Here is a 23,289-nt window from a genome sequence, read left to right as displayed (position 1 = left end):
GGCCCCCTTGTCCGCGCCCCCGCGCAACTGCACCCCCACCCCCCGGGCCCCCCCCCCGCCCCCGCCGGCCTCACCCCCACCCCGGACCGCCGGGGCGAGGGCCTGATCCAGTTCGTGCTGGCGGCCCACGAGGGCCAGCGCAACACCCGCCTGTTCTGGGCGGCCTGCCGCGCCTACGAACACGGCTTCGGCGACGCCCTGGCCGACGGGCTCACCGCCGCAGCCGTCCGCACCGGCCTTCCGGAACACGAGGCCCGCGCCGCGATCGCGTCGGCGGCCCGGCTGACGTCAAGGCGGGGCGAGGAGACGAACGACGCGGCCTGAAGAACAATTTGCGGACAGCGCTTTCTAGAGCCGTCAGTCAACGCCTGAAGCCCCACTTCTGCAGGTGAAACGTAGGCGGCAGACCAAACAGCGGCGATTGAGAACCCGCCCCCTCTACAACGATAAAATAGAAAGCGCTTGCACACCCGTTGCCTTTCTCGCGGGGCCTGCCCTTCACTGATGTGCGGCAGCCCGTCAGCCACCGACAACCGGCTGCCTCGGCCCCCCAAGGAGGCAGCCCCATGCGGCGCTTGGCCGTACTCGTCTCAGCCGTGTTCCTCTCCACCCTCGTCCAGGGCCAGGCCGCGGCCCAGCCCCCCGACATACCGCCCCAGGAACCGGGCGTGACCATGCGGGTGTTCGACGTACAGATGCCGCTGGAAGACTTCTGCGAGCTCAAGCCCGGGCAGACGCCCAACGTCGACGAGCTGAAGCCGACGATCGACTGGACCACCGCCGAGGACTTCGGGCTGAGCGGCAAGTTCGTCACCGAGGTCACGGCGTACCTGAACGTCGAGTCGGCCGGGACGTACGACTTCCGCATCACCAGCGACGACGGATCCCGGCTGATCCTCGACGGCACGCAGATCATCGACAACGGGGGCAAGCACGGCGCCCAGCCCAAGGAGGGCTCGGCGGAGCTGACCGAGGGCGCCCATGCCCTGCGCATCGACCACTGGGACGGCGAGTACGACCAGCGCCTCCTGCTGGAGTGGCGGCCGCCCGGCTCGGACGCGTACACCGTCGTCCCCACCTCCGCACTGAGCACCGACGCCGACGTCACCCGGGTCACCTCGCCGGGCCGCAAGCTGTGCGAGGGCGTCGACGAGTCACCGGGCGACGGACTGCCGCTGGGCGGCGTCCACCCCGACTACACGCTGACCGACCTGCGCCCCGACGGCTTCGAACCGCAGGTCACCGGCATGGACTGGCTGCCGGACGGCCGGCTGGCCGTCAGCACCTGGGGCGGCAGCAGGGAGAGCGAGCTCGGGCAGGTGTATCTGCTCGACAACGTCACCGGGAACACCGACCCGTCGAAGGTGACCAAGAAGCTGGTCGCCGAGAACCTGCTGGAGCCGATGGGCCTCAAGTACGTCGACGGCACGATCTACGTCTCCGAGAAGGACGGCCTGACCGCACTCGTCGATAAGAACGATGACGAGGTCACCGACGAGTACCGCAAGATCGCGACCTGGCCGTTCGGCGGCAACTACCACGAGTTCGCGTTCGGGCTGCTGTACGAGACGGGGCACTTCTACGTCAGCACGGGCATCGCGATGGTGCCGGGCGGCGCGACCCAGGACCCGCAGAACGTGCCCAACCGCGGCTCCACCCTCAAGATCAACAAGAAGACCGGCAAAGTGTCGTACGTGGCCGGGGGCCTGCGCACCCCGAACGGACTCGGATGGGGCCCCGGGGGCGACATCTTCGCCACCGACAACCAGGGCGCGTACGTGCCGACGTCGAAGCTGGTGCGGATCAAGCAGGGCGCGTTCTACAACCACCACACCAACCCGGACGGCGTCTACGACGACCAGCCGGTGACCGAGCCCGTGCTCTGGCTGCCGCACGGCGAGATCTCCAACTCGCCGAGCAACCCCCTCCTCCTGCCCAAGGGCCCCTTCGCCGGACAGATGGTCTTCGGCGACGTGACCTACGGCGGCCTCCAGCGGGCGTTCCTGGAAAAGGTCGGCGGCGAGTACCAGGGCGCGGTGTTCCGTATGACGCAGGGCCTGGAGGCCGGGGTCAACCGGATCAGCCTCGGCCCGGACGGGGCGATCTACGCCGGCGGCATCGGCGACGCGGGGAACTGGGGCCAGGAGGGCAAGCTCAAGTTCGGCCTCCAGAAGCTCGCGCTCACCGGCGACGAGGCCTTCGACATGCGCGCCATGCGGGCGGTGGACGGCGGCTTCAAGATCGAGTACACGCAGCCGGTCTCCACCGAGACCGCCGAGGACCTGGCATCCAAGTACGAGGCCCAGCAGTGGCGTTACGTGGCGACACCGCGCTACGGCGGCCCGAAGGTCGACGAGGAGACCCTGGACGTCACCTCGGCGACGCTCTCCAAGGACCGCAAGACCGTGACGCTGAAGATGGACGGGCTACGCCCCGGCCACGTGGTGCACGTACAGTCCCCGCGCCCGTTCGCCGCGGAGTCCGGGGCGGAGCTGTGGAGCACCGAGGCCTGGTACAGCCTGAACACGCTGCCCGACGGGTCGAGGCCGCCGCCGGTGTACGAGGCGGAGTCCGCATCCCTGGCCGGCGGCACGAAGTTCAACGACAACCACTCCGGCTACTCCGGCACCGGCTTCATCGACAACAACTGGGAGCCGGGCTCGCGCACCACCTTCGCCGTACGCGCCGACAAGAAGGGAAAGCACGACCTGGCGCTCCGCTACGCCAACGGCCAGAACACCGACCCGCAGCCCACTCCCCGGTCGATGACCCTGTACGTCAACGGCGAGCGCCACAAACAGATCTGGCTGAACTCCACCGTCGCCTGGAACAAATGGGCGACCCACACCGAATCGGTGCCGCTGCGGAAGGGCGCGAACACGATCACGTACGCCTACGAGCCCGAGGACGACGGCCATGTGAACCTCGACAACCTCACCGTCACCCCGACGAAGCGCACCACGCTCTTCGACGGCACGAACCTCGACGCCTGGGAGGCGAACGACGGCGGCCCGGCGAAGTGGCCGGTGGCGGACGGCTCCATGGAATCCCTCGGCGGTGACATCCGTACGAAGGAGAAGTACGGCGACTTCCGGATGCACGCCGAGTGGTACCAGCCGGACTACCCGCCGGACGTCACCGGACAGGCCCGGGGCAACAGCGGGGTCTACATCCAGGAGCGGTACGAGCTCCAGATCCTGGAGTCCTTCGGAGTCGACACACCGGCCAACAACGACGCCGGTTCGATCTACCTGCGCAAGGCCCCCGACGTCAACGCGGCAACCGCGCCCGGCACGTGGCAGACCTACGACATCGAGTTCCGGGCGGCCCGCTTCGACAGCGACGGCAAGAAGGTGGAGGACGCCCGGGTGACCCTCCGATGGAACGGCAAGGTGGTCCACAGAGACGTCGCCATAGCCGGCCCCACCGGCGCGGGCCGTCCGGAGGGCCCCGCACCGGGCCACATCAAGTTGCAGGACCACGGAGACCCCGGAGAGAACCCGAGGTTCCGGAACATCTGGATCGAACGGCTCTGATCCGCGGGTTCACGACGGGACCGCGAAGCGGTGCGGCCCCCTCCTCCGATGCCGGAGGAGGGGGCCGCACCGTTTGTTCACAGCCCGTCCTGCTGGTTCAGGCACGCAGGGAGACGTAGTACGCCCCGACATCGGCCAGATACCCATGGTCGGTCGTCTCACTGTCGGTGGTGAACCGGGGAGCCGACTTGATCTCCTCGCGGGACGCCGCGACCTTCACCTTCCGCTCCCCGCCGTCCACGACGGTCACCGCCCCGGCCGGAATCAGCACGCTCCTGCCGAACTTCCACACCCCGGTGTCGACCACCAGGTGCTGCTTGCCGGGCTCGTCCTCCAGGCGCTCCACATGCCCGATGACCCCGTCGGTGGACTCCACGTCGAAGCCCACGAGCTCCTGCCCCGCGACGAAGCCACTGTCCCGCCCGAACGCCCACACATCGCCCACAGCCACGTCTCCTCACTCCCGCCCGGCTACGCACGCCGGACACCTCACGACGCCTTACCGATCGCGTCACCGGGCTGATGCCCCGGGACGGCCGCGCCAAGCACACCCGCGCGAACGAGCCCCGCACGATGGGCAGGACACTCCGAGGACGCGGCCCCGACCGCCCTTAGGAAGCCCCCGACCGCCCCGTCCCGACGTCCACGCGAGCCAACTCCGCGTCGTACCGCTCGGCATCGAAGTGGAACTCCGGCGGAGCGACTTCCTCATACGGAACCTGCCAGTCGGACCACTGCACGACACCCCCGAACCGCTGAACGACCACGGACAGAAACCCGCAACAGCCCCCCGAACACTCCGGCTCCCCGAGCTCCACCCGCCGGGCCTCGCCGGTCGCCCACAGCACCCCGGGGCCGCCGCCGGCCGGCAACGCGTCGGCAACGAGCGGCCCCCGGCCTCCATCACCGACCGCGCCCGCCACCACGTCCTCGCCATTGACCAGGATCCGCAGATGGGCCCTGAACCGGGGCCCCGAGGGCACCAGGCTGATCTCCAGTCGATCGAACATGCGCCCAGGATATGGCGGCCCCCCTGCGAGATCTCCTCGGTTTCCACGCGGCCACAGGCACCAGGACTAGGCGGTCCCGCGTCCGACGGAGGGGGATGGCCACGGCCGCCGAGAGCCAGCACGCACCAGAACGGCCCCCGACCGAATCTCTGCTGGTCGGGGGCCGTACGTCTGGCGGTGGGTGTGGGATTTGAACCCACGGTGACATCGCTGCCACGACGGTTTTCAAGACCTTTCGGGGATCACGCCCGCTGTCCGCTGAACCGCAGCTCAGGCGGGTATTGACCACCCCGTGAAGCCCGTCTTCATCGTCATCGTGCCCGCTGCGTGCCCCACAGGTAGCGCGGGAGCCCGTTGGCGCGCTGTGCGCTTGCACTGCCTGATCGTTCAGGAGAACAAGGAGCCCACCAGTATCGCGCCGTAGTGCGTGTATTGGTGCCGCCGCTTGCAGTAGCGCTTCGCCCGCCACAACGAACGCCGCGTGAACTCCTTCTCGCACCAGACGCATTTGCGAGTCTTGGCATCCCCCATGGCGACGACCCTATCGGTCAGCGACAACGCACCGAACAGGTACCAGCCCGACCGTGTCCCAGGGGAGATGGTGCTTGTCCTGAGCGGCCCACCGGTGCTGCTGTCGGTCCCCGGCGAGCCGCCGCCACGTCTCCCACACATCAGATGGGGGCGGGCACCCCAGCAGAGCCGTCATCATCATCTCTGCGTGCCTCAGGCTCGTGACCGCCGAGCCAGGAGTCCGCCGCCTCCGCCACCTGGTCGTCACGGCCGACAACGGGCCGGGCGTAGTGCCGGGTAGTGACGCTCGCGTTCGAGTGCCCGAGCCGGTGCGCGGCGGTCATCACGCCGTACCGGTCGGCGACCCACGTCCCGTGCGAGGCGCGGAGATCGTGCGGCGTGACGTCGGTGAACCCGGCCGCCGCCACCGCAGGGTCGAAGTAGCCCTTGCGCCACTGGTTGTAGCGCAGGGGCTTGCCGCCGGGCGTGACGAAGAGGAGAGCGTCCTCCCCGCCGGGCAGCGTCTCCAGGTGCCGGCCGATCCGCGCGGCGAGTGACGGCCCGATCCGCAGAACCCGCTTCTGATGGGACTTGGGAGTGTCGAAGACGAGGGTGCCGTTCGCTTCGGCCAGGTTCTCATCGACGAGGACCAGGCCGCCGGACACATCGATGTCCGCTCGCCGCAGCGCGAACGCCTCCCCGACCCGCAGGCCTGCATAGGCAAGCAATGAGATCAGGAGGTCATGCGGTTTCGTCGCGCTCCGCACGATCCGTGAGGCTTCCAGCGGGGTGAGGATGTGGGGCTCGGTCTGAGGCATGCGAGGCAGCTTCACGCCCCTGCACGGGGTCTGCCCGATCATCTCGTTGTCGACGGCAGCCCGCATGATCTGCGAGAGCACCCGGTAGGCCTGCCTGATCCGCGATGCGCTGAGACCACGGGTCTTCATCGCACCGACCCATTCGACGATGGTGATAGGCCGGAGGCTGGACAGCTCACGGTCACCGAGCGCCGGAACGATAAGCGAGTTGATCAGGGATCGGTACGACGCCTGTGTCTTGTGCTTGAGCTGCGGGGAGACCGCGGTGAGCCATCGTGCCGACCAATCGCGGACGGTGGTCCGCCCCTCGGCGGGGTCGAGCCAGCGGCCCTCCTCCATCTCGATGCGCTTCCGTGCCAGCCAGCGATCGGCGTCCGTCGTTGTCGCGAACGTCTGATCAGCGGCACGCAGCACGCCGTCAGGCCCCGGATACCGAGCCTGGAATCGGCCGGACGGCAGCTTCCGGATCCGACCGAAGGCACGTCGGGACTTGCGCTTGGCGGGCATCAGGCAGCCCTCCGGTACGAGTACGCCGAGGCGGGCCGCAGGACGATCGGCGCCACCGTGTGGGCACTGACGTACTCCTCCACGGCGCTCTCGGGGATGCGGACGTGCCGACCGACCTTGACGAACGTGATGCGGCGTTCCTCGATGAGCCGGCGGGGGAAGCGGAGACCGGTGCCGAGGCGTTCGGCGACCTGATTCACGGTGAGCAGTCGGTCCGCCACGGTCACCACTCCCCCTCGTCGGCAGTGCGCTCCTTCAGTGCGTCGCGGGCCGTCTCGCGGTTGGTCTGGAGGTCACGGGCGATGGTGGCGGCGAGGGCGCCTTCGCCGGGGGTGTGCCCGTGGCCGACGTACTGCCAGTCGGTCAGGACGAGGACGGTGTCCGGTTCGCGGTCGGCTAGGCCGAGAGCAGGCGCTTCCTGGGCTGCGCGGTAGTCGGCGCGTTCCTGACGGAGGGCGCCGAGGGTGGTGGAGTAGGTGCGGGACTTGGACGAGAAGTGGCCGCGGAAGCCGAGCATGTGGGCCCAGGCCCAGAGACGTCGGTCCGGATAGAGGCTGTCGAGTTCACGGCATGCGGTGATGAGCCGACGGGTGTGATCAGGAACGCGGTGGCGGTCGAGTTCGGCGAGCTCACCGATACGGCGGTCCAGGGTGCCGGTGTTCTCGGCTGCCTTGGTCGCGTACTTGGCTACGTACGAGGCAACTGCCTGCTCTGTGACATCCGAGCCGTCGCCGAAGGCCTTGACCGGACGGACGTCGAGCTGTCGGCCCCATCGAAAGGTCCGAGACGACTGTTCACTGGCAGCCGGGACGGAGACCGACGTGTACGAGTGCGCGGCTGCGGCGCGGATCGTGTCGGTGAGGAGATCGACCGTGGCCCAAGAGGGCGGCGGAGTACAAGGGCCATCCGGACCGTCGAGACGCACGACGGCATGGAAGTGGAGGGCTCCGCGCTTCTGGAATTCGGCGACCTTGCCGAAGGAGACGCGGAGGTGGTCACCCAGCTCACGGCGTGGGATGCCCGCGTGGATGGCGAGTTCGCGGCGGAGCCGGGTGGTGAAGCGCTGCCAGAGCTCCCCGGCGTGGTTGTTGAAGAGCACGGCGCCCGCGTAGTCGTAGGTCTCCGGATCAAGGGCAGAGCCCAGGTCCGCGGAGTCCGAGGCGTGTGCCGTGCCGCACCGGCAGGTGCCCCGGTCGGGGCGGTTGTGGACGGGGCCGAACGAGGGTGCGGTGAGGGTGGCGAAGACGCGCGGGTGGTCGCGGACGGCGGCGGTGATGTCGCGGCGGTCGTCTCCGGCGAGGCCGGCGCGGATGAGGTGGTAGGTATCGCCCGCGTAGGTCCAGGCGCAGGAGGGACAGCGGGAGGCGCGGCGGTTGCCGCAGGCGATACGGAGGCGTCCGCCCGGCTCGTACGCGGTCGAGTAGCGGTGCAGGGTCTCGCCGGTGGTCTTGTCCTTGTGGGTTACCCAGCCGCTCAGATGGACGGGGTCGGCACAGCCGCCGGTGCGGCGGATCTGGTCCGCCCAGCGGGTGTAGTCGGAGGCCGAGGCCACCCGGAGGACATCCCCGAGGACGGTCGGGTCGAGCTGTGGGGCGGGCATGGACCGCTTCTGTTTCGAGGGGGAGGGCCGGTGGGCCATGCTGGAGGTTCCTTCCGGTTGCGAGATCGATCGGTGGGCACGGCTCCCGGGCGGCGGATGCTTGGCGGTATCGAGGCCGCCCGGGGGCCGGTCAGCGGCGTTTGGCGTCGGACGCGATCAGGGAGCGCAGGACGACCGCGCAGACGGCGACCGAGGCACTGGTGACGGCGACCGCCAGGAGCAGCGAGACCAGGACGGTGCCGACGACCAGGACGACGGCAGTACCGGCACCGACGAGCGCGACCGCAGTGCCGGGGGTGAGCTGTACGACCGGACGGGACGGGTCAGGGGCTGCGGCGAGTGCCGGGGCAGGCGTGCCCGGCGTGATGGTGGTCGGCTGGACGACGGCGGGCGGGGTGACCAGGCCCGAGGGCTGCGGCATGGTCGGGATCTTGGGCTGGAACATGAGTGGTTCTCCTCTCCCGGGCGCGGGTTACTTGACGGCGGTGTCGATGACGGAGGCGAAGAAGCTGTCGGCGAGGAGGTAGCCGCCGAGGAGGAGCACGCAGATCAGCCACACCGGCGGGCGGAAGAGCTTGATGCCGAGGTAGCCGACGACCAACAGGGCGATCCAGAGGGGGACGTCCATGGACGCTGTCTCCTAACGGACGGTGCAGCGGTGGGTACGGGCGGCGAGTTGGGCGGCGGTCCGGCTGGAGTAGTCGGCGGACCAGCCGCAGCGGTCGGCGGTGCAGACGGCGGCGTGGGCGGTGCGGCCGGTGCGGTCGCGGTGGGTGCCGATCTGCACGGGGCCGATACGCATCACGGAGTGGAAGCTGTCGCGGGCGGGCACGCCGGTCAGCCCCTGCCGGTCGTCAGATCGGTGTACTGGGCACGGATACTGCGGGCGGTGGCCGGGTCGTCGATGCGCCGTGCGGCTTCCTCGGCGAGCAGGTGGGCGAGGAAGGGGCGTCCGGCTGCGGCCATCTCACGCGCTCCGTCGAGGTAGTCGGCCACGGTGAGGTCGGCGGGATCGTGGGTCATCTCAGTTCTCCTTTGCGGTCAGCTGAGGCGGGCGGCGATGGCCTCGGCGAGGTGGGGCGGAACGCCGAGGCGGGAGCGGAGAGTGTCGGTGTCGATCGGTGCTCCGGTGCGGGAGCGGTACTCGTCGGCGACCTTGCGGGCGTGGTCGATCAGCACGGCGGGAACGGGCGGCTCCGGGGGCGGGGGCGAGGACAAGGGCGTTGTCGCAGGGAGTTCACCGGCCTGAGATGGGATCGGGGCGGCGTCAGGCGTACGCGCCGGCTCGATGTCCTTCGTCTCCGTGACGGCGGCTGGCGGAGCTGGCTCCGGCTTCCCCGACGAGTGGGCGAGGAGGGTGCCGCCGAGGAAGGCGAGTGCGGGCCATCCGGCGATGCCGAGCCGGAGCGGGGCCGGTGGGTCGGCCAGGTCGAGGAACCCGGCGGTGGCGACGTTGGCGCCGAGCGACGCGAACAGGGCGATCAGGAACCAGCACCAGGCCAACCGGGACGGGCCCTCGCTGCGCAGCCGACGCCAAGCGGCGACAAGGAGCAGGTCGACGCTGACCGGGTAGGCCCATGCCTTCCAGCCGTCCTGTCCGGCCGCGGCGGCGAGGTCGTGCAGGTGGGCGAAGGACAGAGCTCCGGCGATGACCGCCTGGATCAACACCGCGTCGATCCGGAGACCGTGCCGGGCGCCCATCAGGAGTCCTCAGCGGGGTCGGAGTCGTCCGGGAACGTGCCCGGCGGCGGCTCCGGCAGCGACACGGCGAGGGACGGACTGACGGCGTCCACGAAGTCGAGGTCGGCGCCGCCCATGTCGGCGTACAGGGCGAGTTGGCCGAGCAGAAGCACGGTCCGGGCGAAGTCCTCGCAGTCGGGGCACATGGCGGTTCTCCCTTCTCTGGGCATGGCAGTGGTAGGGACTCGGCGCGAAGACGGTCACGCCTACCGAGTGGGGGAGAGATCAGGCGGTGGCCGGAGAGGCCTTCGCCGATGGCACAAGTTCGGTGGCGGTGCCGGTGGTGGGCCGGAAAGGGACCAGCTCGGGCAGATCCGGGGTCCTGTCGGCGTATCGGTTGCAGAGGTTCACAGCCTGGCGGAGCGAGGTGTGCGGAGCGCGGATGCGGTGCCAACCGCCGGAGGCATCTCCCGCGATGGCGAGACCTCGCAGTTCGGCGGGAATCTGGATGGCGGCGAGGACCGCATCCGGGGCGATGTCTCCGAAGGCCATGTTGGCGGAGGTCTCGTCGTTGAGACGGTGGGCGGTGCGGCCGGTGAGTTGGGCGCGGAGCATAGTGATGCCCTTGCCGAGTTCGGAGCCGAAGCGCTGTCCGCAGATTTCGAGGTAGATACCGGCGGCGCGGCCGAGCTGCGCGAGACGGACCAGGGCGGTGATGATGCGGTCCCGCCGCTTCTCCTCCTCCTTCGTTGCGTACAGAGCGAGTTCGGCCACCTCGTCGACCAGGACGACGACCGGGGTCGGGCGGAGCTCATCGGGCAGGTCCCAGATGTCGGCGGCGATCTCTGCGTCCGGCACATCGACGGTGATGCGCTGCTGGGTACGGATGAGGCGGTAGACGTCCGCCATCCGCGCCACGAGCGCATCGAGGAGTTCGGCAGCGGTGTCCGGACTGTCGGCCAGCGCTGAGAACCGGCGCGCCAGCGGGAAGAGTTCGACCCCTTGCTTGCAGTCGATGCCAACGAGGGCAACGTCCAGAGGAGCAAGGCCGGCGACCAGGTTGCGTTGGTAGACCGACTTGCCGGACTCCGTGGCGCCGAGGGTGAGGGCGTGAGGTATCGCGCGGTAGTCGCGGTAGTGCACCGACCCGTCCTCCCGAAGGGCGACCGGTACCCGCATCGCCCGGGCCTCCGTCTCAGCAGGCATCTGCACCCGCTTGAGCACGTCGTATCCGGTCATCCGCACCTCGACGACCCCGGACCGCACTTCACGCGAGGTCACGCCGAACATCGAGAACGAGTGCCGAAGCCGGTCCGAGGCCGCGGCGATGTCGAAGACGTCCTGTCCGGGACGGAGCTTGAGTCGGAGGACCAGGCCGGTACGAGTCGGCCGCAGTCGTCGGATACGCGGCGGGCGGGGCTCAGGTATCGGCCGGTTGGTGGCCCGAGCCAGAGATAACCGCCACCGCGCCGGCGGAACGGTCAACCCGCACGCGTCCATGACCGAGCGGTACCGGACCAAGACCCGCAGCGCGGCCAGAGTGACCCCGAAGGCCAGCCAGTACCAGGCGGGCCGCCGCCACCGCAGGAGACCCGCAGCGGCGACGACCAGCACCAGAGCGACCGTGAAGGCGGTCATGATCAGGCCGCCTTCGACCCTGTGGTGGCGACGTCGGCGAGCGAGGTGACCGCGACCGCGCGGAACGCGATGCCGTGCCGCCGCTGGCCGTTGAAGTCGTTCTCCCACGGACGGGCGACCAGGCCGGTGAGCGCGACCGGCGTACCCATGGCCAGCTCACCGGTGATCCCGGGCTCCGGAACGGTGACGGACAGGATCTCCACCTCCTCGTTCGCCGCGAACATCACGTCCACGGTCATGAGCTGAGCACCGGTCTCCATGTCGGTGGCGATCTCCCCGGTGCGGCGGTCACGGACCTTGACCTGCGGAATCTTGGCGACCATCACGACAGCGCTGGAGGTGTCGACGGGAATCTGACGCACAGCAGATCACTCCTCTATAGATGCTGAACTCCATCACTCATGTACATGAGTAATGTAAAGAAGAGTGCCCGACTCCTGTACATGAGTCAACCCGCCGCGAAGAAGAACTCACGACGGGTTGCGGGAAGTTGAGCGGACGTCAGTCGTCGGCGGGGATCCGATACTCGAAAACGAACTGGTCAGCGGCCATGAGCGTGTCACACACCTCGACCACCCGACCCGCAGTCGTACGGGCCTCTCGGATCAGGTGAACCACGGGCGCGCCAGGGCTGAGCGCCAGTTCCGACGCCTCTGACTTCGAGGCCGGGCGCGCTTGCAGCGTCTCGACGAACTCCGCGAACTCATGCCCGTGGTCTTCGAGTCGGGCGTAGATGCCTCCGCCCCCGGGGTTCTCGGCGAACAGCTCGGGGATCTCCTTCACCACGTCCCAGGGCAGGTACGACGAGGCGGTCTCCACCGGGGTGCCGTTACGGAAGTAGAGGCGCCGGCGGGCCAACACCTGCGTACCGGCGGCCACGCCCAGGCGCTCGGCCGCATCCTCGGGCGCGTCCATGGGGCCGATGTAGAGGACGCTGACTTTCGCGGTGGCGCCGGACTGCGTGGACTCCGCGAGGTAGGCGGCCTGGCCACCTTGCCGGAGCGAGCGCCGGAAGCGATCAGAGGAGCGGTGCCGTACGGGGGGCCGGTTCTTCACGATCGAGCCCTTGCCGTGCCTGGTCTCGACGAGGCCACTCGCCCGTACCTCGACCATGGCCTTACGGATCGTCCCGCCGGAGACGCCGTAGCGGTCCACCAGCTCGGATTCGCTCGGCACCATGTCGCCGGCCTTGAGAACCCCCGCCCGGATCTGCTGCACGAGGTCATCAGCAATCTGCACATACCGAGGACCGGAACCGGCCCCTCCCGCCGCAGTTCCCATAGTCCTTCCCTGCCTCCTATGCTCCTCTACATGAGTCAATCACAGGAAGCGACACCCGCTCCCATGCACTCCGTGTCCGTAGCCGGAGTAGTGGTACGCGAGGACGGCCGCCTCCTGGCAATCCGCCGAGCCGACAACGGCACCTGGGAGCTCCCCGGCGGCATCCTCGAACTCAAGGAAACGCCGGAAGCCGGCGTTGCCCGCGAGGTCTGGGAAGAGACAGGCATCCGCGTCGAGGTGGACCAGCTCACCGGCGTCTACAAGAACACGACCCGCGGCATCGTCGCCCTGGTCTTCCGCTGCAAGCCCTCCGGCGGCACCGAGCGCACATCAAGCGAGTCGACAGCCGTCTCCTGGCTCACGCCCGACGAGGTCAGCGAGCGCATGGCAGAGGTCTACGCGATCCGCCTCCTGGACGCCCTGGACTGCAACGGGCCTCACGTGCGGAGCCACGACGGCAAGCAGCTCATCCCAGCGGGATAAGACTTTCTCTACTTCATCAAGGCGGCTCGCTTCGCTCACCGCGCGCGGCCCGGGCGCAGGCCGGGCCTGCGCTCCTGTCTCCGCCCCGCTCCAGCCCGGCCGGCGCCCGTGCCGCACTCATGGCGATCGGCCGCCTGATGCCAGAGAAGGGGTACGTCGTGGCTGGGGCGGTCGGCTCCACGGCTTTACGCAGCCACTTTGGCGCGAGCCTCGAAGATCACGGCCCCAACGTCGTGCTTTACCGGGCAGGTCCACAGACTGCCCGACGCGCCGGAAGCTTACGGGGCCATGATCACTCGCGCCAAAGCAGCTCCAGCCCAAAGCCGTTCCTCCGACCTGGTATCCCACCAGCCAGCCCCGATGCCGCTCCCCACGAAGGCACCAATGCTCGAATGGTCGCTCGGCAGCGCCCAACCGTCCCTCCCAGAAAGCGAGTCACCCACCTACCCACGGGTTCCGCTGTACGGTGACCCTGAACACCAGCTGCGTCACGGGCACCCACCGCAGCTGCGCTACTCCTGAGTGCTCTTGCACTCCGTCAGAAATCGGGACAATAGGCAGGCAAAAGTGACGGGTCGGACCGTGGGAGCAATCCAGAGATGGTGGCGCCGGCCCCAAACCGTTGCCCCCTCCAGCATCCCCGTGTTGGACGAAGCGTCGTCGACCGACATTGTCAAGGACTACTACTCACGCAACCTCGCTAGCGCTGAGACCGCACGAGCGCGAGCGCAGACTGCCTTCACGATCATCAGTGCACTGGCAACTCTCTTCGTGGGGGGCGCTGCGTTTACAGGTGTTTCGACACAGCAGGTATACGTGAAAGTCGCTATGCTAGTGGCGGCTTCTCTCTGGTTGACCGCCACATTCCTATACGCACAGTCGGCTACGGGAACATTCAGCAGCATCACGCCGAAGCAAGGTGGCCTCAAGGTAACGGCTGCGGAGGTTGCGACTGTCGCGACTAGTGTCGTTGCCCTTGTGCAAACAGAGCGCGACCTCGTTCGTTGGAAGAATAGACACGCTAATTCAGCCGCATTTGCGGCAGCCTCTGCTTCGATCATCGCAATCGGATTGATTTGGCTTCTTCCTCCTGAATCACTGGACCGCACCGTCGTCAAGCTTACCGAGTCGGGTCAGACAGCAATACGGGAAATTTGCCACGGAAAGCCCAAAAACGAGATTACCGCGACAGTCAACCGGCAAGACCTTTCCAAAAAATACATCACACTTGAAGATGTAGACGCCGAAAACTGTCAGAAGGCGTCCGAGTTGACAATTCCCGCAAAATGGATCGACGCAGTAGTGGCTCGGCGGTGAATGCATGATCTCGGGAGGAAATCGTGGCCTTTGGTTGGCTTGGGCCACGGAGTTCAACTTTGACGAGCTCAAGGAAATGATCGCCGATCTGTCATCCCAGCACGCCGCTCCTCCTACATCTCTCGCCGTTATCCCTTTTCGGTCAGCTTCAATCCAAAATATAATGACTGATGCCACAGAGCTCAGAGGCGCCGATCTGATGGATCGCGTCAGCTCGGTAGCAATTATCCTTTCCCCGCAGAAGGCCAGAGGGCCAGACATTGCGGAACTGGTGAGAATTACGACAGAACGACACATTAGCATTGAAGTTTTCTACCCCGTAGACGCGCAAAAGTCGACTGTGAAATTCGCGACTCGACTGGCTAGAGATGCAAAAGGCGGATGCGTCCATCAGGAGTTCAAATCCCACGAGTTGTCGATCTTCCTCAAAGCGTGGATCGAAAGACAAGTGGCGCACGCGTCCTCTTCCGCCGAGAGGATCGCTCAAAGCTACACCGGAAAGCATTGGATGGATGCGTTTGGAGGATTTCAATGAGCTGGATCGAAGCAGCCCTAACTCGTCCGTTTATCCAGGATCTTGATGAAGATATCCACCCTAAGCTGGCACTGTCCCTTTTGACCTCGGGCGAACATTGGCGCTTCGAGCGGGCTTCTAATCGAAGTAATCACTTGCCGCCGCACAGAGATTCCGACGGGCGGTTTTCCGAGCCATCATGGGCTCTTGTCTTTGCGTATTCACTTGTCATCGAACCCGAGCACACCGAACAGGGCCTCAATGTTCTCTCTGAAATTGTTTCATCGCAGGAAGTAGCTCAAGACATCGAGATGGCTGCGGTTGCCAACGCGTTCGCTGCACTAGGCCTCTCGCGTCTCCGCTACACGCAACAAGCCATTAAGATTACAGAGTCGGCTCTAAAAAATACGCCGCCTAATAGCTTGGCGCGCGTATTTTTGCTGCAACAACTCACAATGCATTTGACCGACGCGAATAAATACAATGATGCCCTACGTGCAGCCAGGGTGGCAAGGAACACCTTCAGGCAGTGGAAAACAGAGGCTCGCCCGTACACTCCGGCTCAGCGGGAAATTATCTCCGGAGTATCTCAAGCCATTGAGTCTAACATCCTAGCTTTGAAGACTGTCACGTCGCGAACAGTCAAATTCGCTAGAACTCCCTACATCAAACCAAACCAATACTGGGCTGAACGCAATCTAGTGCTCCAGATGGGGTTTTCGGCGCAAGTACGAAACTCATTTGATACTGAAGTACGGAACGCACTTGGTCGACAGGGAACGCAATTCTCCGATAGGGAGTCACCGCATGCGGCTCTGACGACGTATCTGGTCGAGAGTGAGCTTGTTGGCCACTATCGACGTGTCCTCGCTGCCAGGTTGTCCCTCGGGAAACAGCAGGCCAGCGAGCTTGACTACACAAATGAGCAGCGGGTGAAGTACTGCGCAAACCTAATCCGTCAGAGTCGAGACTCAAGGGCATATGAGAATCTTCTGCAACTTCTCATGGCTAGTGGACCGTTGTCAGTTCTCTCCGATGAGGTAACACGTGCTGCCGAGGAAATCTCTTGGCCACCGCGAAAAGAGCACTTTACCGCTTTGAAGGTTGCAGGTTCGCTTCTGGCTAAACAAACGGCACAGCGTGCTTTGGCAACCCTCTTGGAGATGAGATCTGGTGCTCATCTACGTGACCTGAATTCGGCGTATCTTGCCGACGCCCAGATCTGGCCCGCTATTCGCTCGCTCACTGCAGTTGCGGGCAAGCATTCTTCTGTGTCTCGGAAGATGCGAGATCTCGCGACCGATGCGAGCGCCCATGTCTTTTCAGAGCTCGTAACGACCGCCAGAACTATTGACTGGAAGAAGGTCGGAGAGCCTGAAAGACGGTCCTGGGAATCGTGGATCAGTGAAGCCAAATCAGAAGACGCTTCGTTCCTTGAACAGGAGATCTCCCAGGCTCTTGCTCGTCTGGGCGACCAAGAACCACTCGAGCGATATTTCTCGGACCCCTCAGGACTGACGATCCCAGAGGTGTCCACGCTCGTAGACTATGGCATCGAAAATAGAGAGTTCCGCCTACCTGTAGCAGTTGTCGAGGAAATCTCACAACTACTGACTAAGGAACTTTCTCAGCTGATGCACGACGCCTCAAGAGGATCTTTCAGTTTCGGGGTTGTCGATACCGTTCTTCTTGGAGGAATCTTCTCTAATCAGTACCCCGAAGAAGGGATCTGGCCTGAAATCAGAAAAGTGATCTTGCATCCGCGGGTCACTTCGTCCCAGAAATCCGGCTTCTTGGAATGGGTGATCCATAATCCCGAAGTCATCCCCAATGACTTCGCACAGGGATTCAGCGATAAAGACAAGTCGGTACTTCTGAGCCAAGAGGAAGACTGGATCTCCGAGGGGACAGGGGAATCGGGTTTCCGATTCTACTGCGCTCTGAACCTTCTTACCGAGGAAGAAGTTACCGAACGGGTCTTGCAGCTGTTCACTTCGAGCGAGTCGAGAGACAGAGCCGACGTTGCCCTCACCATTCGAGCGGCCGCGGGGATCGTATCCCCCGACTGGTCCTTTACTATTCTTGAAGTCCTGGCGCGGGACGCATCACCCTCTGTGCGCAGCCTGGCAGGTATGGTCATTGGCGCAGTGGCCAATTCTTCAAGGTCAATCAGTACTCGCAGAATTAATTCTATTATTCGCGCACTCTTGGAATCGGAGGGCGTATGGGTCCCTCTGCGAACCTTGCGTGGACTCATCAATGATGTTTTCAGGGGCCGTGCAATTGATACCTCTGGATTCGAAGAGGTGGTCTCCGAGCTCGCGACTGGGCATCAGGATTACTTTGTTCGTGAGGCGGCGCGCAAGCTCCTGGAAAGTTCCAAGGGAAGAAAATCTGGTGTCAGGGAGGAGTAGTGGTCAGTCGGGGCTCACTCCTGTTGAGCGCCAGCAGTACCGACGCGGTCAAGCTGCAGCCGGCCCACGTCGTCACCCCGTCCAAGAGGATTACTCCGGTGAGTTGCCATGTAACGACAGCGGCGCACAACCCCTGTTGGCCGAAGCGGTAAAAGCACCGCGACTGCGTCTCCGAGACCCCTACACGGCCGCCGCTTAGCCAGCCGTGAGCAGCCACAATCAGCGGCGGCTCAGAGCCTGGGCCGCCGCTGATTGTGCACTCGAACGAGCCGTCCATCGGAAGCAACCGTTCCGGGTCGCGGCGTCCACCAACTGGGTTCCCCGTCGAAGGCTGTTCCAGGAAGACCCGCACCGCTGCTTCGTCGGTCGTCGTCTCGGTGGCGAAATCAGCCACGACATCGGCCAAGCCGACCCTGCGACAGGAAGGCCGCCGTCCCCCGGGCACAGGGGCGCAACACGTCCTCTTCTGAGTAGGGTCAGGGCATCGAGCGCCCCGGCTGGTGTGTGTCTAACTGCGTGACAACGCCGACAAACACCGGCGGACGCCCGCGAACGTCAGCGCAGGTGAGAGGCACGCCAGCCCAAGACAGCACCGGTGCCCAAGTTGCTTCGGGACGAAGCGGTCCTCAGACGTCCAAGGTCGATGGAAGTCGCCGAATAGGGCCGGAGGCCCATGGCATCTGATCTGGTCAGATGCCATGGGCCTCTCTTGCTGTGCTGGTCGGCGGGACCGTAGATCAATAGGCGGACTCACGCGGATCGCTCGTTGGCTGGCGGCGACCGCGGCTCGTTGCGACGCGGAAAATGTCCCGCAGAGCCCCGGTCAGCTCTCTCACCAGGCACCGCATCTCGTCATGGGACGTGTCCTCGTTCTCGAGAGCTTCTGAGGCATCTTCCAACAGTTCGCTAGCCGCCCCGAGTTGGATCGCTTCGATGCTGTCAGCGAGGCGGGACATGTAGCCGTCCGGGTCGTCAGTGCTCAAGTAGCAGGGCTTATCCCCCGGGCCAGACCACGGGAGGAGCCGAAGTTCGTTTGGTGTCGTCATCCTTGGGTTGGCCTCTCGTTGAGCACGTGGTGGGCAGTGAAGACCGCGTCGACTCGGTCTCCCGGAAAGGCCAGGAGCGCGGCTTCAACGACGCGACCGTCTGCGTCGGTGGCGATGCGCGTGATCCCGAGAACGGCCATGTTGTTTCCGATCCGGAGGGCCGACGCTTCGTCTGGGGTGGGAGAGCGGGCACAGACCGTTTCTCGGACGGTGGCCGGCAACGGGCCGAGGACGGCGAATCTCGTGACTGCCTCCCGGCACACGGAGTCGTCGTCGAGGACTCCGGCCGGGGCCAGGTCGCGCGGGATGTAGATGCGGGCCAGGCCGTGCGGCGACCCTTGTTCGAGGCTGAGGCAGGTGTACTCCGCAAGAGGGCTGCCTGTTGGCACCTTCAGCAGTGTCGTCAGGTGCACAGAGGCCGGAACCGTGGTGCTGCGAACTGTGATGCGCAACGTTGGCTCGGCCGCCGTCCAGGGGTCCAGCGTGCCCCAGCCGCCGACGTACATGATCTTGCGGCGCGGGTGACGGACGTAGTTCCCCTTGCCGTGGATCTTCTCGACGAGTCCTTCGCCCTGGAGCACGGCGAGAGCGCGCCGCAGGGTCACCGTACTGACCCTGTACCGGGCGGCCAGGCCAGCTTCGGACGGGAGGCGTTCGCCAGGCTTGATGATGCCCGTTGTGATCTGGTGGCGTAGGTCGTCTGCGATGTCGTGATGGCGTCGGGGCACGGAGCCGGTCACCGCCTTCTCAGCATTCGCAGGGCGGTGAGCCGGGTGCGGGCGTGAATGGCCAGCAGTTCGCCCGACTCGAAGACCAGTTGCTTGGCCCCCTGAGGGAGCTGGAAGAGGTCGCTCACTCGGCAGGCCTGACCGCCGAGTTGAATGATGTCGCCCCGTTGCACGGTGGCCGCAGTGACTTCGACGGGGTAAACCAGTGCACCGCCGGGGGCCGGGGCCCTCATGCCATCACCCTCACGGGCACAGACAGGTCCGGGGTCGAATGGCAGGGGCAGAGGCACACCTCGTAGATCACCGGCACGTCGTCCGTCGTCGCAGGCGGGGACGGCTCGATGCAGGAGTGGTGCGTCCCGATCCAGCAGGCGATAGAGCGGTAGGGGACGGAAGTCGTGCCCGTCGGGTGCGGTTCTCGGCGAGGAGGCATCAGCGGGCCCCCGCGAGGGCCGACCAGGCATCGGCCGGCAGGTGTGGGGCGACGAACACTGAGCGCGTCCGTGCACGCTGCTCTTCCCAGGCCAGCAGGTACGGGCGGACAAGCGCGACGTCCTCTCCCCTCAGCGGGTATCGGTGGACCGTGCCGGCCGGAGTCCGTCCCAGGGCGACAGTCGAAGCGTCAGAGGGCGCGGGGCAGGTGAGAGGGGCCAGCGGCCGGGAGGGCGTTAAGGGGCGGCGGTGCCGACCGTTGGGGAAGCACCGCGCTCTGGTGCGCGAGATGGCTTGGCGGATACGGTTGAGCATGCTGTTCAGCTCCTATCGCTGATAGCCCGGTCCCCCGACGTCGCCTGTCGTGGGGACCGTTTTACGTACGACCGCCCATAAGGTGCGGCCGTTCAAGCTGGTGGCCACGAGCCCGAACCGATCGGCATCGGCCACCGCGTCCAGGACCTCCCGCCATGAGTCGGCGGAGAGCGTGTCCGGTACTTCTGCCTCAACCGTCGTGAACTGGGTGTCCTCCTCCACGCGCGGGCGGAGGCCGGCGGCAGACAAGCGGGCGGCGATAGCCGCCGTGATCACTTCCGAAGCGGACACAGCACACCCTCCGTTGCCAGCGATCACTTTCAGTGAAGCTAGTTAACTAGATTAGAGCTAGTGGACTAGATTTTCCATATGTCTGAGCAACCGCCGTACCTCCGCATCGCCGACGAACTCCGGCAGCGCATCGCGGAGCACGTCTGGGAACCGGGCGACCGACTCCCATCCCGCGCCCAGATCGGCCAGGAGTGCGGCGTGGGCGAGAACGTGGTGCGCAGGGCCCAGGAGTTGCTGATCTCCCAAGGCGTGCTGGAAGGCCGGGCAGGATCGGGGACCTACGTCGCCGAGCCCCGGGAGCGCGTGAGAGTCGTCCGGTCGTCGGCGCGTGAGCAGCCCAGCGGGTCCCCGTTCCGTCAGGACATGAAGGCCCTTCGCCTACAGAGCGACTGGGAGAGCCGGACCGACGCGAAGGTGCCGGCCCCGGCGGAGATCGCGACGCGGCTCGGGATCGCCGAAGGCGAGCCGTGCGTCCGGACGACGTACGAGTTCCTTGCGGACGGGAAGCCGGTCCAGTTGTCGACGAGTTGGGAGCCGTACGCCGTCACGGGCGGCACCCTCGTCGTTCTCCCCGAGGGAGGGCCCCACGCGGGGGCCGGGGTCGTGAACCGCATGGCCGCGATCGGAGTCACCATCAGCCACGCGGTGGAGCAGCCCGAACCCAGGCACGCGACCGCCGAAGAAGCATCGCTACTCGGCATCCAGAAAGCCGCACTCGTGACGCACATCCGGCGGACGTACTACAGCGACGACGGCCGCCCCGTGGAGACAGCGGACATCGTGGTGCCCGCAGCGCACTGCGAGATCGTCTACGAGATCCCGATCAACCGCTGACGATCCGACCCCGGCAGCTCCAAAGCCGTGCCCCAGCCGTGCCCCCCGCGTGCCCCTTCCGTGCCCGACAGAGCGGGAAACCAGGGGGAACAGCGGTGTCCGGCGGGGAGCGGGCATGGCAGAGGCCCCCGACCATACGTACTGGTCAGGGGCCTCTCACCTGGCGGTGGGTGTGGGATTTGAACCCACGGTGACATCGCTGCCACGACGGTTTTCAAGACCAGCCGGTTTCACGCGAGCAGATGGGCCATGACCTGCGTCTTCGGCGTACTACGTCGCGCACACTCGCCCATGTTGGCCGGAGGATGGCCGCAGGGGCGGCGCGAGGCGGGTCACGCGCTCCCAACGTCCTCGGGAACGAGACGGCTCGTAAAGCCGCGCGACACCAGTCGCTCGTACGCCCGCGCCGCATCGCCCGGCACGTCTTGCGAGATCATGAAGCCCTGCGACGGGTAGACCAATAGCCGTTGCAGCGACCCCACAAGCATGTCGATGACAAGGCGCGGGTCCTTGATCGAGTCGACGTACTCAGGGAGCGTCATCGGGGTGGAAGCGCTGACGAACTCCACTTCGGGCCACAGCTTCCGGGCGGTGGCGTAGGCCCGCCGTTCCTCGTATGGCTTGCTGATCAACAGCACTGAGGACACCTCGATCCCGCGCTCTTCGAGCAGCGAGCGGGACAGGGTGATGTTCTGCCCGGTGTTGCGAGCGTGCTGCTCCACAAGGATGGCGTCCGCCGGCACGCCTAGTTCGACCGCACGGTCCCGGTAGTGCTCAGCTTCACCGCGCGGCATGCGTTCCCGAGTGGTCCGGCTGGTCGCTCCCGTGAACACGATCAGCGGCATCATGCCGCGCCGGAACAGACTCACCGTCGTGTCAGCTACCCCCAGGTCATGACTGCCCAGACCGATGCCGACCGAGCAGGGGCGCGGTTCGTGGTGCATTTGCTGGTAGTCCCAGAGAAGCTGGGTGTCGTCCCAGTCCTGTACGGAGATCACGCCGAACCTTCCTCGTCTTTGCCCTGTTGACGCGCGGAATCGGGAACCTCGAACTCGTACTCCCACGCGAAGCGGGAGGCAGCATGGACACCCACAGCGAACTCAACCACTGTGCCGTCCGCCGTGTACGTGGTCCGGTGCAGTTCGACCACGGGTTCGCCGACGGGGAGCTGTAGCAGCTTCACCTCGTCAGCCGTCGGCACGCGCGCGGACAGCGCCTCTTTCATGTGGTCGATCTCGTATCCGGCGTCGTAGAGGACGCGGTACCCGCCGCCCCTGCCGGCGGGCCCCGGTGCGGGATCGACGATGCGAGTGCCCTCGACATGTTCGGGACGGTAGTAGCTGGTCAGGGTGTGGGTGGGCTGTGTCCCTTCCTTCACCAGCCGGGCCCGCGCGTACACCCCGGACCCAACCGGGACGCCGAGCCCTTCGGCTACGAGGGCAGTCGCTTCCGTGCGGCTCACTGTCTGAGTCTGCTCATTGCGTTTGTACGCGCGCCCCGATGCCACGCGGTCAGCAATGAACGCGACCTCATCACCGTCGCGCCACTTCGCCTTGTCGTACCGGGCGATGCCGAGCCGCTTGAGGCGAGCACGCGGGCGCACGACCGTGCCGTGCCCACGTGAGGACGTCACGAGTCCCTCAGCCTCAAGCGCCTTGTATGCCTGGTGGACCGTGGACTTCGAGCCTTCACCAGCCTCGACAAGCTCTCTGATCTGGGGCAACTGATCCCCGGGTGCGCGCTCGCCGTTCCTGATCTCCTGCGCGATCCGATCCGCCAGTTCGCGCCACTTGGGTGCCACAGCCGAACTCCCTTCGATGCGTCCCAGTGAAACACAGTCCCAGGACTGTTGACAGTCCTGGGACTGTGCGCCATGGTCTTACCAGCGCCTCGCAGTCCTAGGACAGCGAGCACGGGAGGGCCTTCTTTGGGTTGCTCCAACGCAGAGGGCGGGGACGCTGCAATCCCGCTAAAGGCCAGGTAAGACGCAATGGGCTTCGGCCCGACTGGCGAGGTGGCCCGGCGACCGCGAGCAACGGCCGGAGAGTGGGGGCGAGGCCCCCCTTGCAGTGCATATCCCCTGTTCAGCGGCATGAAGGAGTCATCAAGTGAGGCAGTTACATATCCGGGCGCTCCCGTGAAAGACCGGCAGGGCAGCGCCGTTCCACCCTCACGCGTCAGGTCCTGCGGGGTCTGCGGGCGGCCGGTCATCTTCCACCGAAACGCGGCGGCTATCGCCGCGCCGGTTGCCTCCTCCGCCCCTCCCGTCCGCGTGACGCGGGGGGGGGCGGGGGGGGGCGGGGGGGGGCGGGGGGGGGCAACCGCGCGGCCCCCC

General features: G+C 66.1%; 27 protein-coding genes and 1 pseudogene. 7 read left to right on the top strand and 21 right to left on the bottom strand.

Annotation, left to right across the window (positions count from 1 at the left end; all coding sequences use genetic code 11):
* Together JS521_RS18945 and JS521_RS18940 are read left to right on the top strand one after the other, a co-directional pair.
* A pseudogene (locus JS521_RS18945) lies at nt 1–324 on the top strand (bifunctional DNA primase/polymerase); the annotation flags it as partial.
* A 242-nt stretch (nt 325–566) separates the two neighbouring features.
* Nucleotides 567–3,536 (top strand): 3-keto-alpha-glucoside-1,2-lyase-like domain-containing protein, encoded by a 2,970-nt coding sequence (locus tag JS521_RS18940; protein WP_205084160.1) that lies wholly within the window; start codon nt 567–569, stop codon nt 3,534–3,536.
* Nucleotides 3,537–3,633: 97 nt separating this feature from the next.
* Here JS521_RS18940 and JS521_RS18935 read toward each other — a convergent pair whose 3' ends face one another.
* The 14 genes from JS521_RS18935 to JS521_RS18870 all read right to left on the bottom strand — a co-directional run bounded on the left by JS521_RS18935 (nt 3,634) and on the right by JS521_RS18870 (nt 12,580).
* Nucleotides 3,634–3,981: a PRC-barrel domain-containing protein gene (locus tag JS521_RS18935; protein ID WP_205084159.1), complete on the bottom strand. Its 348-nt coding sequence runs from the start codon at nt 3,979–3,981 to the stop codon at nt 3,634–3,636.
* Nucleotides 3,982–4,147: 166 nt separating this feature from the next.
* Entirely contained in the window at nt 4,148–4,546 is a 399-nt protein-coding gene (locus tag JS521_RS18930; RefSeq protein WP_205084158.1) for a hypothetical protein, read from the bottom strand.
* Between the two features lie 671 nt (nt 4,547–5,217).
* Nucleotides 5,218–6,381, bottom strand: a complete 1,164-nt coding sequence (locus JS521_RS18925; RefSeq protein ID WP_205084157.1) for a tyrosine-type recombinase/integrase — start codon at nt 6,379–6,381, stop codon at nt 5,218–5,220.
* Nucleotides 6,381–6,602, bottom strand: coding sequence for a helix-turn-helix domain-containing protein (locus JS521_RS18920; protein WP_014155129.1), 222 nt, complete (start codon nt 6,600–6,602; stop codon nt 6,381–6,383). Before JS521_RS18920 ends, JS521_RS18925 begins: the two co-directional genes overlap by 1 nt.
* 2 nt (nt 6,603–6,604) lie before the next feature.
* Entirely contained in the window at nt 6,605–8,020 is a 1,416-nt protein-coding gene (repSA, locus tag JS521_RS18915; protein ID WP_275564201.1) for a replication initiator protein RepSA, read from the bottom strand.
* Between the two features lie 91 nt (nt 8,021–8,111).
* Complete coding sequence (locus tag JS521_RS18910; RefSeq protein ID WP_205084155.1) at nt 8,112–8,426, bottom strand: SpdD-like protein; 315 nt, start codon at nt 8,424–8,426, stop codon at nt 8,112–8,114.
* A gap of 27 nt (nt 8,427–8,453) precedes the next feature.
* On the bottom strand, nt 8,454–8,609 hold the full coding sequence (locus JS521_RS18905) for a hypothetical protein (RefSeq protein WP_205084154.1): 156 nt from the start codon (nt 8,607–8,609) through the stop codon (nt 8,454–8,456).
* A 12-nt stretch (nt 8,610–8,621) separates the two neighbouring features.
* Nucleotides 8,622–8,813, bottom strand: coding sequence for a mobile element transfer protein (locus tag JS521_RS18900; RefSeq protein ID WP_003967784.1), 192 nt, complete (start codon nt 8,811–8,813; stop codon nt 8,622–8,624).
* Between the two features lie 5 nt (nt 8,814–8,818).
* Nucleotides 8,819–9,004 carry a hypothetical protein gene (locus JS521_RS18895; RefSeq protein WP_205084153.1) on the bottom strand — a complete coding sequence of 62 codons (186 nt, stop codon included), beginning with the start codon at nt 9,002–9,004 and terminating at the stop codon, nt 8,819–8,821.
* 18 nt (nt 9,005–9,022) lie between these two features.
* Complete coding sequence (locus JS521_RS18890) at nt 9,023–9,682, bottom strand: DUF2637 domain-containing protein (protein ID WP_205084152.1); 660 nt, start codon at nt 9,680–9,682, stop codon at nt 9,023–9,025.
* Nucleotides 9,682–9,867, bottom strand: a complete 186-nt coding sequence (locus tag JS521_RS18885; protein ID WP_205084151.1) for a hypothetical protein — start codon at nt 9,865–9,867, stop codon at nt 9,682–9,684. Before JS521_RS18885 ends, JS521_RS18890 begins: the two co-directional genes overlap by 1 nt.
* Before the next feature lie 79 nt (nt 9,868–9,946).
* Nucleotides 9,947–11,299, bottom strand: a complete 1,353-nt coding sequence (locus JS521_RS18880) for an FtsK/SpoIIIE domain-containing protein (protein WP_205084150.1) — start codon at nt 11,297–11,299, stop codon at nt 9,947–9,949.
* Nucleotides 11,300–11,301: 2 nt separating this feature from the next.
* Complete coding sequence (locus JS521_RS18875) at nt 11,302–11,661, bottom strand: SCO3933 family regulatory protein (RefSeq protein ID WP_010060547.1); 360 nt, start codon at nt 11,659–11,661, stop codon at nt 11,302–11,304.
* Nucleotides 11,662–11,800: 139 nt separating this feature from the next.
* The gene (locus tag JS521_RS18870) at nt 11,801–12,580 is read right to left on the bottom strand and encodes a GntR family transcriptional regulator (RefSeq protein ID WP_205084149.1); all 780 of its coding nucleotides are present in this window, start codon (nt 12,578–12,580) and stop codon (nt 11,801–11,803) included.
* 18 nt (nt 12,581–12,598) lie between these two features.
* On the opposite strand from JS521_RS18870, the gene JS521_RS18865 reads away from it, so the two are divergent.
* From JS521_RS18865 to JS521_RS18850, 4 genes are all read left to right on the top strand, one after another.
* On the top strand, nt 12,599–13,063 hold the full coding sequence (locus tag JS521_RS18865) for an NUDIX hydrolase (protein ID WP_205084148.1): 465 nt from the start codon (nt 12,599–12,601) through the stop codon (nt 13,061–13,063).
* 645 nt (nt 13,064–13,708) lie between these two features.
* Complete coding sequence (locus JS521_RS18860) at nt 13,709–14,380, top strand: hypothetical protein (RefSeq protein WP_205084147.1); 672 nt, start codon at nt 13,709–13,711, stop codon at nt 14,378–14,380.
* Between the two features lie 4 nt (nt 14,381–14,384).
* On the top strand, nt 14,385–14,915 hold the full coding sequence (locus JS521_RS18855) for a hypothetical protein (protein ID WP_205084146.1): 531 nt from the start codon (nt 14,385–14,387) through the stop codon (nt 14,913–14,915).
* Complete coding sequence (locus tag JS521_RS18850; RefSeq protein ID WP_205084145.1) at nt 14,912–17,308, top strand: hypothetical protein; 2,397 nt, start codon at nt 14,912–14,914, stop codon at nt 17,306–17,308. Before JS521_RS18855 ends, JS521_RS18850 begins: the two co-directional genes overlap by 4 nt.
* A gap of 737 nt (nt 17,309–18,045) precedes the next feature.
* Here the strand turns inward: JS521_RS18850 and JS521_RS18845 are convergent.
* From JS521_RS18845 to JS521_RS18830, 5 genes are all read right to left on the bottom strand, one after another.
* The gene (locus JS521_RS18845) at nt 18,046–18,354 is read right to left on the bottom strand and encodes a hypothetical protein (protein ID WP_205084144.1); all 309 of its coding nucleotides are present in this window, start codon (nt 18,352–18,354) and stop codon (nt 18,046–18,048) included.
* Entirely contained in the window at nt 18,351–19,094 is a 744-nt protein-coding gene (locus tag JS521_RS18840) for a GntR family transcriptional regulator (RefSeq protein ID WP_205084143.1), read from the bottom strand. Before JS521_RS18840 ends, JS521_RS18845 begins: the two co-directional genes overlap by 4 nt.
* Nucleotides 19,091–19,315: a hypothetical protein gene (locus JS521_RS18835; protein WP_205084142.1), complete on the bottom strand. Its 225-nt coding sequence runs from the start codon at nt 19,313–19,315 to the stop codon at nt 19,091–19,093. Before JS521_RS18835 ends, JS521_RS18840 begins: the two co-directional genes overlap by 4 nt.
* A 199-nt stretch (nt 19,316–19,514) precedes the next feature.
* Nucleotides 19,515–19,829 (bottom strand): hypothetical protein, encoded by a 315-nt coding sequence (locus JS521_RS37525; RefSeq protein ID WP_372448597.1) that lies wholly within the window; start codon nt 19,827–19,829, stop codon nt 19,515–19,517.
* A gap of 12 nt (nt 19,830–19,841) precedes the next feature.
* On the bottom strand, nt 19,842–20,120 hold the full coding sequence (locus JS521_RS18830; protein WP_205084141.1) for a hypothetical protein: 279 nt from the start codon (nt 20,118–20,120) through the stop codon (nt 19,842–19,844).
* Nucleotides 20,121–20,198: 78 nt separating this feature from the next.
* On the opposite strand from JS521_RS18830, the gene JS521_RS18825 reads away from it, so the two are divergent.
* Nucleotides 20,199–20,954, top strand: coding sequence for a GntR family transcriptional regulator (locus JS521_RS18825; protein WP_073223089.1), 756 nt, complete (start codon nt 20,199–20,201; stop codon nt 20,952–20,954).
* 332 nt (nt 20,955–21,286) lie between these two features.
* Here the strand turns inward: JS521_RS18825 and JS521_RS18820 are convergent, their stop codons facing one another.
* Complete coding sequence (locus JS521_RS18820; protein WP_205084140.1) at nt 21,287–21,952, bottom strand: YdcF family protein; 666 nt, start codon at nt 21,950–21,952, stop codon at nt 21,287–21,289.
* Complete coding sequence (locus JS521_RS18815) at nt 21,949–22,755, bottom strand: GntR family transcriptional regulator (RefSeq protein ID WP_150197806.1); 807 nt, start codon at nt 22,753–22,755, stop codon at nt 21,949–21,951. The genes JS521_RS18820 and JS521_RS18815 overlap by 4 nt, the downstream gene beginning before the upstream one ends.
* Between the last annotated feature and the right edge of the window lie 534 nt (nt 22,756–23,289).

The organism is Streptomyces durocortorensis (assembly GCF_016901035.1).
In the GTDB taxonomy this organism is placed as follows: domain Bacteria; phylum Actinomycetota; class Actinomycetes; order Streptomycetales; family Streptomycetaceae; genus Streptomyces; species Streptomyces durocortorensis.
Note: the sequence above shows the minus strand (reverse complement) of the source record. Positions and strands in the feature narration are given on the sequence as shown.